This is a genomic window from Bacteroidota bacterium (assembly GCA_018698135.1).
Classification (GTDB): Bacteria; Bacteroidota; Bacteroidia; order CAILMK01; family JAAYUY01; genus JABINZ01.
In genome coordinates this window covers 1-9,895 of record JABINZ010000218.1, presented here as the reverse complement: position 1 = coordinate 9,895, position 9,895 = coordinate 1, and the positions used below count along the sequence as shown (strand labels likewise).

Sequence of the window (9,895 nt, the reverse complement as noted above, 5' to 3'; positions counted from 1 at the left end):
TATCCAGATTTATACGACTATTTATTCATTGGTTATGCAACCTATTTGTGGACTGCTACATTGAATGGTAATGCTGCCTGGGCACGAAGTATGGGCGGAGGCTCTGGAACAATTAGTAGAGTGAATTGGGGAAGACAATACGGCTTTTCAGTTCGTTGTGTCAGGGATGTGGATTAGGACCAAATATATTTATTAATGAAATTAAAGGAGATAAAAATGAAAAAACTACTGATAGCATTATTTTGTATTTCACTAATTATTGCAGGTAGTAGCGATGTGAAGGTGTATAAACTTCATAAAAACTATTCCATGCTTTTTGATGAGGATGCAATTCTTGTTCCTGCACAAGCTAAAATAATGTTTAAAAGTCCGGACAAGGTAGAGGGAGCAACTACGCTTAAAAAGCTATATAAAGATGGATGGAATCTTGATAAAGTCATCACAGCTGATAGGGGTATGGATGAAGTATATTTTTTAATGACTAAAAAATTAGTTGAGACTACTCAGAATAATGACGATTAATTACAATTATTAGGATTTAGTATTAAAAAGAAATTCTTTTCAAGGAATACAAATATTATTAAATCTATTAACTGCATTCAATGCGGTGGGAAAATGGAAAAGAGCAAGCAGGTTGACAAAAATATTGGGCTTCAGATTGTTGGTGTGCTCGTATTTATTATTGCATTTGGTTTACTCTTCTTGTTTCCATTTGGAACTATTTTTGGAATCATTTTAATGATCGCTTCAGGCAGATTAGGCTATAAAAAGTTAAAGGGATGGAAATGCGCCTCTTGTGGATATTTTTTTGAGGCTAAATATTAATGCGAATTATCTTTTTATTTATCTTAATATTTTTAACAGCGGCTTGTGAAGGTAGAATCGAGGTAGAATATGACGATGAAATTATTTCAAATTATGAAATTGGGAATAAGAAATTGGTCAACATATTTGAAGTAAATTGCAAAGCACATTAAGATTTTTGCAATCAATTTGTTTCAGGGAATTGGCAGAAAATATATAATCGAATGTCAAGTGAACTATTAAAAAAAAGAATTTATCCATCAGTGTTTGATATTATTGGATTGAAATATATGCTAAGATCTAAATGTTCTTGGTGTCAAAGTGGGCATGACGCAAGATCTAAATATGAAATAACTCATTCTAATTATCCAAATCAAGTATTCTATTCAATGGAATGCTATAATAATTATGATATTTATTATAATTCTAATCCAAAGGAAAATCACCAAATTAATAGAAAATCATCATTATTTGGAGTAAGCCATAACAGACTTATTAGTGGGGAAAATAAATCTGAAAACCATCTTGATGATAATCTAAATCTTCCAGATATCGAAGTAATTAATCAATATCCTAAAGATTTTATTATAAATTCTTTAATTGGTCAAGAGTTTGTTATTGATGGAATAAATTGTACAATGGAGCACGGATCAGGATCTGCCCAGACTATATGGGTAATAAAAAATGGGTTCTGGGGAGAGCATGTTATTCAAGCACAAAAATTATACAAAAAGGATTTAATCAATCTCTATATACAGGTATATGGGTAGACTAATATATCTTTTTTCTTTCGGCTTGTTATTGTATAAGTAACATTGTTTGTTGGATCTTGAAAAGTAGGTCTTAAGAGTAAAGTAATATAAAAGTAATTCATCTTAACACAATCGTCAAGAATTGGATAGATTACTTGAGAAGGCTTTCTGTGGTGCAAGTATTTCACTAAATTTAAATAATGATATTTCGGAATTATTACTTAAATCAATTTTGTAGCTTACTTTGCTGGTTTCAAAATTAAATCATAAGGATAAATAAATGGCGGTTCAAGAAATATGTCCCAAGTGTAATGTAGAGGTAAAATCTGGCTGGATTGCAAGTGAAAAATTTATCAGCAATGAGAAAACGATAATAATTAATGAATTTAATGACGAAACTTACGATACTTATTGCAACAAATGTGGTGATAGTCTCTATGAGCCTGCGAGATTAAAATTAATTTCTGAAAGAAAAGAACTATTTACTCATCTGGAAAGTTTGATATCAAATGTCCCCGTTGTCTCAATTCATTCTCCTATGAACTGGGACTATGAAATTTTGGAATTAGTTACATCACAAAGTACAACAGGAACTGGTTTTATATCTGAATTTACTTCTTCATTTGCAGATATATTTGGTACGCAATCTGGACAATACAATAAAAAACTAAAATCTGGTGAAACAAGATGTATAACTCAACTTAGAAAACAGGCTTTAGATTTAGGAGCAAATGCTATAATTGCTACAGATATTGACTACGCTGAAGTTGGTGGATTGAAGGGAATGCTAATGGTGTGTATGTCAGGGACTGCGATAAAATTAAAAAATGTTGAAATTCTTGGAGTTGAAAAATCGGAGCAGATGAATGAACTAATATCTCTTAATAAAAGATTATTACATCTTACAAAGTATACAATAAATGAATTTTAATTGTATGCTTTTAAAATGATATGTAATCAATTACCAACCAAGACCAATTGAAAACTGGAGAGGGTTTAAGTCAAAATCTAATATGAAATAATTGAAATAGTTTGTTGACGAGCTGGGGATGATCATTCCCCCATTTAAGTTGATACTATTCCCTTTATCATCACCATTCACCCAATACTCTCCATCTTTGCCTAAAATATGGTACTCGTCGTAATATTGAAAATACTCATTTATTATTACCCAACCTAATCCGCCATAGACAATTAAATTATTTTTTAATTTTTTTGTTAAACCAGCATTTAACAAAGTATACTCAATTTTATCACCTTTTTTAGAATCTCCAAGAGTTTCACTCCATTTTGAGGAATGATCATAAAATTCATCTCTCATATCAATTGGAGAAAAACTCATTTTGCCATTAAAATACCAACCATCATCTACCTTAGGAAAAAAACTCAATCCTAATAACGCATTAGGAATTGATACTGTTCCACTGCCACCATAATTATTTACATCAAACTTTGGATAAATTGGAGTGATTAATAAGCAAAATAAGAGTAGGGCTAATTTCATTTTCTCTTCTCCTTCAGAAATTGGTTTAATCATATGAAAATCGTATTGTTAATTCAGTAATAAAAAGCATCAAGAGTTATATAGGAGCTATATTGTAATTTATTACACGCTTTTTATAATCAATTAGGATATAAATATACAATTACATATTATAATGAAAGCATAGCTATTAGAAATATTTGGGTAATCGTATGGAAATTCACCAATAAATACAATGAACATATTTTTGACTAAAAGCATATCGAGTTCTCTGCCCGTTGTGTGATGGACTAGATTTATCAAGCAAATACTGATATAATGAAAAATAGGAGATATTGATAATGTCACTAATACCGTGCCCTGATTGTGGAAAACAAATTTCCGATCAAGCTTCTACATGTATTGAATGCGGAAGACCATTAGAAAGTAAACCACCAAATAAAGATACATCTGACAGCTCAGAACCTGTCAAAAAGGGCCGTCAGCGTTCAAAACTAAGGAACGATTTAGGTAATGCTTTTGCCCTTGTTGGTATAATTGTTTCAATTATTGCAGGCATATATTTTGGAAGTTTTCCTGTTGGTATTGTATCTGCATTTGCAACGGTTGGAGTGGGTATATGGATTGCTTACGGTTCCTGATTGGGAAAACAACTGCTGAATATGGTGATGTTAGTGTGTGTAATGATGATTAAACTAAATTCTAACTCTGGAAGGATATAAGTATGGGCATGGAAGATTCTAGTTCATTCCTAATAGCTGTCGCATTAATATCGGGATTATTTTTACTATTAAGAGAATTTTGGTGTTGGTTTTGGAAAATCAATGAAAGGAAGGATATTTTGAACAAGATTCTCATCCAACTTCAAAAACAAAATTCAACAAAATCCACAAATTTTCAAACAACTAATACTCATCACTTCTCAAATGATAAAGAAAGAACTCATGCTGAAAATGTAATACTTGCAAATAAAATTGCTAAAGAAAAAGATGCACAAGAAAATCCCAATAATTTTTAATCAGTCAGGTATTAGAACAAATTGCTGCATAAGACAAAAAAGACTAAGTCCAATGCTGTATTGGGTACTGAAAACAGATTTTGAGATTACAATGAAAATAAAAATATTACTACTAATTCTATTAAGTATTGGCTTTACATCGGCTCAGCCCAGTGGACTCGAAGTTTCACCTGGGACAGGGATGTATTTTCTTGTTGAGAATATGCCAGATGAAGCAATAGAAATTGGATTGACACGAGAGTTAATTGAAATTAAAATAGAAAAGTTGTTGCGAAAAAATAGAATACAAATTAGTAGTTCGAATAATGTGAATTTTAACAAAATATATTTATACATAAATATTAACATGATTGGAAATTCATTTAAAATTGATATAGATTTTAAACGTCAAGTCGATTACTATGTCGATGAAGAGATATATAGTGTATTTGCAGTTACATATTCCGTTGGTGGGAGTGGAACTCATTCGGGGAATAAATCTTTTATAGTTGAAACTTTAGAAGAATATCTTGGGATTTTTATTTTAGAATATATTAGAGTGAATGAAATCTCTAGTCATAAGGTGAATACTCCTAAAAAACCTGTGACAATAGATGACTATATGTACATAGGAATTGGAGGAGGGCATTGGATTAGTAAAAAGTCTGTTAATGGTATTATGATCACACTTGAAGATGGATCATTATGGGAAGTTCATTCTATTGATAAAATTTATACAATGTTATGGCTACCAGTCAGTAACATAACAGTTTTAGAAAGCAAGTCACCTATTGGTGAATATCGATATGAATTATACAATATTGATGATGGTGAAAAAGCATTAGTAAAATATTTGGGGAATCAAAATTGACCTAATATGCAGACGATTATCTTATTAAAGAAATCATGCATTTCAAATTCAAATAAAAATACACAATTGAACATTAAAGAATTTTACCAAAAGCTGAGGGTAATTGCTTAGGATAGACGAAACGCCATATAGTGACACATACCGATATTACTTAATGTTATATACGAGTATATTAAGAATGAGTAACAATACAGTTATCATTTCAGAAATGGCTCTTTATCAAGGAAAAAGAGTTCAAATTTAAATCTCAGAGAGGAGTCAGTTATGGGATTTTTTGATGCTATATTATACGATTATGCGAATGTTATAAATTGTATACATTGTAAGAATAAAATATCCTTTAAAAGACGTTCTGATATTGCCGGTTCAGCAGATTTAGACGGGAAAAAATGTAGTCATTGTGGAAGATTTTGGGTGATTCATACATATTCTGATTGTGGATGCGAAAATTGTACTGATATAAGATATCCTAATAAAAGGTTTTATAACAAGTTGTGTGAAAGATTTCCATTCCCATATCCAAAGGGAGTGTCGAGGATACCGCAACACTTACATTTTAGTAATACTAGCGGTTTTAATTCTAATAAAGATATGGTAGAAAATTTTATACAAAATTTTCCAAATCCATTATCTTTGCTCACATCATATGATATAAACGGAAGGTATTGGGGATATTATTATGGTACAGATTATTCATCCAATCTAAATCCTCATAGAATTTTAAATCAATTAATGGATTTAGGATGCCCGGAGGTAATTGATGAAAAGGGAATCGTGATTAGAGGGATAGGTGACAACGTAATAAAAGATTTTATTCAATCAGAAGGATTAGATGAGCATCAAATCGTTTTCGAGTACATTTGTAAAGTAAAAAATTATATTTAACAATTATTAAATATAATTATTGGAGGGATAGTATATGTTAGAAGGTGGAATAAAATCTAAAATGGCGGCAATCCAACCCGAATGGGAAAAATTAATTCTAAAGGCAAATTTTGAAGCAGATTGTTTTTTTCTGCAATTCCACCCTTATTTAGATGCAAAAAAAAACGATAGGAAACATTGGCTGCAAATTAGATTTTTTGGTAAGCCAAAAGATCTATTGCCTGGTTCAAGTGTTGATAAAATATCACAGATGGATTGGGAAGTTATAGGTTGTGCAGAATCTCCAATTGGGACTAGATATGTATTAAATTTCCTTGATCCTCTTATTTTATTAAAAGGAGCAACAAAAAAGGAAAGAGATTTGAAAGTAACAGTATCTCAAGATTTTATTCATACAATTATTGCTAATTTATTTGATGTTGATGATCCTAAAATAATAAATTTGTTGAATGATTGTATTGGGTTTGAAAGTTTGAATTTTAATTAAATATAAGAAACTAACTCACTATAAATATTTAAACTATCAGAAAATAATTATTATCTAATCTATATAGTTCAAATAGATCAAACATTTGAAAACGGTTTCATATGGTTAAAAATGAATATTTTCAAACAAATACTTTAATACTTTATTGGAATATGGAGATTGTACCGATTTGGGGAATAATGTATTATAATTGCATTGTTGTACCGGTTTGATCTATCTGAGGACAGCCGCAACCTTTCATGATTCCTGCATTTCATCAAAGGATAATAGATTGAAGGGTGTCAAAAATGCCAAAACCTAAAGTAAATCATAGAAATTTAGGTGGGAAACCTCTCCCAGATTTTGCCTGTGACCCAGAACAGTATATTTATCAAGAACTTGATCCATTCGTACAAGTAAGTCAAAGAGGATTACATAACCACCCAACAATTCTGACCCGCTATATTGAAACCACTCGTGATGCTGATAATATAATACAATGGATGAATAAATGTAGTTTATCCGGAAATTATTCTACGTGGCGTAAAATTATCAATCATTCATTTATTGCAATACTTGAAATGAATTTGGATCGACAAAAAGAACTTTATCAGAAATATAGAGAAAGTCAGCAAGTTGAACTTGAAAGAGCAATTAGACGGTTAGAAAAGGTGAAAGAAGTAATTCTAAAAACTATTACAACTATTGATGAAAATATGGTCGGTTGTATTTCAGGAGTCTATGAGGATATTAAAAAGAATAGTAAAATTTATCTAGATTATATCGATGGAAAATTATCAGAATATCAAAAAATGAAGAATCAGATCTACAGTGAAAATTCAAGTAAGTATGCCTTTGTTAAGCCTTTCATAGATAATTTAAAAATTGCCCTTAATGATGTAGGTATTTCAAAAAATGCCACACAAATTAATATCGTGTATGAGTTATTCAAAGTGTTCGAATTTGGAGATTTTGATTATAAAGTAGGAAATCCAAATTTTATAATAAAACAAAAGGGAAGAATTAGAACGAACTTTTTTAAAAATTAACTGATTAAACAATTTCAATTTGGTAGTTTTTCCTTCCGATTTTTAGTTAAAATGGGGCAGTAATAATACCATATTACTGCTATATTCTTATATTCCTTCCCATACTTTAATGGACAACTGAATTAATTTACTTATAGTAAAATTATAAGGATTTACTATGAATAAAATCAGTTTGACTTTAAAAGAATTGGTAGAAAAAACCGGTTGTCAACCATACATTATAAAATACTTACATTCCTGCAGGAGATTGCCCATAATCAAGGAATCCTCAGGAGCTGGTTACCCAGTACTGTATTCATTTGAAGCCATAGAGATTATTAAAGCCCACGTCTCCAAACAGTACACAGAATCCTCAAACTAATCAATTAGCCAATCACTTGAAAAACTATCAAGATTTACCAGGTTTATAATGTTGGGAAATTTCTTTCAGAAATCACGAAAAATAATGTTCTTTGGACACATTGATATAAAAGCTGTTTTCAAATTGAAAATACTCATATTAAATAATCGTATTCGGCTCTTACAACTCGAGATTAATAATATGCCAGCAACACCTTCAAAGGAAACTGGTTCGAAAATAAAGAATCTTCAAAAAAAGATTGATGAATTGATAGAAAAACGGGACTCTTATGGTTTCACACACAGAAATTGAAAATCTATTCATCACAAACATCAAAAATCTTACAAGTCGTGGGGATCAACGGACCGGCCTATGTCCTTTTCATGAAGATCATAACTCATCATTTTCTGTCAATATCTCAAAAGGACTATGGATATGTTTTACTTGTGGTCTTTCTGGAGATTCTTTTGAGTTTGCAAAAAGGGTTCAAATCGATCCAGTACCATATTCAAAAAACGGTCATACAGGCTCTAAAATGAATTACTCAACTCAATGGACAGAATCCAGAGAAAATGGGCATAATGCCGTTGCACAACCGATTGAATTGGATGATGTGAACAAAAAACTGGCGTTTGATTGTCATAAATATTTAATTGAAAATTATTCTGAATTGGACCCACCTTCTTCTTGGTCTATTGAAGTGGTAAAGAAACTATTTGTAGGATACTGTGCTAAAAGAAAACGATTCACATTTCCACATTTAAACGAAGCCGGTAAAATAATCAATTTGAAATTTCATAAATCTGTATCAGGCGAAACACCATATTCAATTGAAGGGTATGGAAAGTGTCGCCTTTACCCATTAAACTTATTTAAAAACCACAATTCTGATGAGATTCTGATTTTCTGCGAAGGAGAGAAGGATTGTGTTTCTTTAATCTCTCAAGGTTATAACGCAGTAACAAGTTCTACTGGTGCAGGATCAATCCCAAAAGACCTATCACCCCTTTTGAAATTCAAGCATATCAAGATATTACTGGACAATGACGAGGCTGGCAAAAATGGATCGATTAAACTTTTTAACAGATTGATACAGCAATTCCCAATAATGAAAGTTGAGGTTGTGTCCTGGCCTGATCGGTTCCCAAATAAATTCGATATTACAGACTTTTTCACAAATAAGGACCTGGTGAATTTTGAAGATATATTATCAGATGTTAGGGATTTTCAATCTCCCGTAGATGATCATAAAACTAATTCCAGGACCTCCCTTCAAATTATTGATAAACGCATGGATTTTTGGGGGATTATAATGGATAGTCGTGAAAAACCTATTGAAATGATAGAAGGTATTCTCCCAGTGGAATCCATTATGGGGATAGTTAGCAATCCAGGAGTTGGAAAGACAATACTTGCAATGAATCTTGCAATTCATCTTAGTGCTGGAAAACCCTGGTTTGGTCATGATATTGTAAAGCCAAGAAGAGTTCTTTATTTATTGGCTGAAGGTGGATTTTGGAGTTTGAAAAGCAGACTTAGAATGATGAGTGAATACGAGATATTACCACCAAAAGAATCCTTTTTCCCTATTCCTGTAAGACCTTATGATCTTCTGAATGATGACGATTTATTACTTTTTTCATCCTTAATAAATGAATGTGACCCGGATGTAATTGTATTGGACACTTTTATAAAATGTCATACAGCTGATGAAAATGATAATGGAGCTATGCAACGGGTTTTGGATATTGTTCGATCTACTATCACTGGTAATGGAAGGTCAGCAATTATATGTCACCATTTATCAAAATCAGGACAGTCCAGAGGTGCAACATCAATAGAGGGGGAATTGGATACTTTGATCAAATTGGAATCTGTTATAAAACAAAACCACAGCATTAAAGTGAAATTTGACAAAATTCGCCATGGTGAGAATATCAGATCAATGAATTTATTATTAAATCCGGAAACACTCATCTTTGAAAGTACAGATGAACCAGTTTCAGATAGATATAAAATCTTTATGGACTACTTTGAAGATGGAAAGGGGCATAAAAAAAAGGACATTGTAAAACAACTCCAAATTGATATTGTAAAAGGAGAGTCAACCTGCTATGATCTTTTTAAAACTTTTGAAGAATATATTTATGAGGAAAATGGAGTTTGGTACAAAAAGTAAGGAAAATATATGTCAATAATTTTCCAATTCCAATCTTTCCAATTTGGAAACTGGAAATTTTGTCGACGG

At 31.3% G+C, this 9,895-nt stretch carries 13 protein-coding genes; 12 read left to right on the top strand and 1 reads right to left on the bottom strand.

Going from position 1 to position 9,895, the window contains the following annotated elements:
• From HOG71_13875 to HOG71_13855, 5 genes are all read left to right on the top strand, one after another.
• On the top strand, positions 1-177 hold a 177-nt coding region (locus HOG71_13875), incomplete at its 5' end, for a hypothetical protein (protein MBT5991934.1).
• A gap of 39 nt (positions 178-216) precedes the next feature.
• Entirely contained in the window at positions 217-522 is a 306-nt protein-coding gene (locus HOG71_13870) for a hypothetical protein (GenBank protein MBT5991933.1), read from the top strand.
• Between the two features lie 93 nt (positions 523-615).
• Positions 616-825 carry a hypothetical protein gene (locus HOG71_13865; protein MBT5991932.1) on the top strand — a complete coding sequence of 70 codons (210 nt, stop codon included), beginning with the start codon at positions 616-618 and terminating at the stop codon, positions 823-825.
• A 203-nt stretch (positions 826-1,028) separates the two neighbouring features.
• Positions 1,029-1,574, top strand: a complete 546-nt coding sequence (locus tag HOG71_13860; protein MBT5991931.1) for a hypothetical protein — start codon at positions 1,029-1,031, stop codon at positions 1,572-1,574.
• Between the two features lie 262 nt (positions 1,575-1,836).
• A complete protein-coding gene (locus tag HOG71_13855) occupies positions 1,837-2,487 on the top strand; it encodes a heavy metal-binding domain-containing protein (protein ID MBT5991930.1) in 651 nt (216 codons plus the stop codon).
• A gap of 30 nt (positions 2,488-2,517) precedes the next feature.
• Here the strand turns inward: HOG71_13855 and HOG71_13850 are convergent, their stop codons facing one another.
• Complete coding sequence (locus HOG71_13850) at positions 2,518-3,093, bottom strand: hypothetical protein (GenBank protein MBT5991929.1); 576 nt, start codon at positions 3,091-3,093, stop codon at positions 2,518-2,520.
• Between the two features lie 287 nt (positions 3,094-3,380).
• Between HOG71_13850 and HOG71_13845 the strand changes: the two genes are divergently transcribed.
• The 7 genes from HOG71_13845 (at position 3,381) to HOG71_13815 (ending at position 9,826) form a co-directional block, all read left to right on the top strand.
• Positions 3,381-3,680 carry a zinc-ribbon domain-containing protein gene (locus HOG71_13845; GenBank protein ID MBT5991928.1) on the top strand — a complete coding sequence of 100 codons (300 nt, stop codon included), beginning with the start codon at positions 3,381-3,383 and terminating at the stop codon, positions 3,678-3,680.
• 83 nt (positions 3,681-3,763) lie between these two features.
• Entirely contained in the window at positions 3,764-4,057 is a 294-nt protein-coding gene (locus tag HOG71_13840) for a hypothetical protein (GenBank protein ID MBT5991927.1), read from the top strand.
• Between the two features lie 52 nt (positions 4,058-4,109).
• Positions 4,110-4,907, top strand: coding sequence for a hypothetical protein (locus HOG71_13835; protein MBT5991926.1), 798 nt, complete (start codon positions 4,110-4,112; stop codon positions 4,905-4,907).
• A gap of 264 nt (positions 4,908-5,171) precedes the next feature.
• The gene (locus HOG71_13830) at positions 5,172-5,792 is read left to right on the top strand and encodes a hypothetical protein (GenBank protein MBT5991925.1); all 621 of its coding nucleotides are present in this window, start codon (positions 5,172-5,174) and stop codon (positions 5,790-5,792) included.
• A 34-nt stretch (positions 5,793-5,826) separates the two neighbouring features.
• Positions 5,827-6,279 carry a hypothetical protein gene (locus tag HOG71_13825; GenBank protein ID MBT5991924.1) on the top strand — a complete coding sequence of 151 codons (453 nt, stop codon included), beginning with the start codon at positions 5,827-5,829 and terminating at the stop codon, positions 6,277-6,279.
• A gap of 287 nt (positions 6,280-6,566) precedes the next feature.
• On the top strand, positions 6,567-7,307 hold the full coding sequence (locus HOG71_13820) for a hypothetical protein (GenBank protein ID MBT5991923.1): 741 nt from the start codon (positions 6,567-6,569) through the stop codon (positions 7,305-7,307).
• 629 nt (positions 7,308-7,936) lie between these two features.
• Complete coding sequence (locus HOG71_13815) at positions 7,937-9,826, top strand: AAA family ATPase (GenBank protein MBT5991922.1); 1,890 nt, start codon at positions 7,937-7,939, stop codon at positions 9,824-9,826.
• Positions 9,827-9,895: the final 69 nt, after the last annotated feature.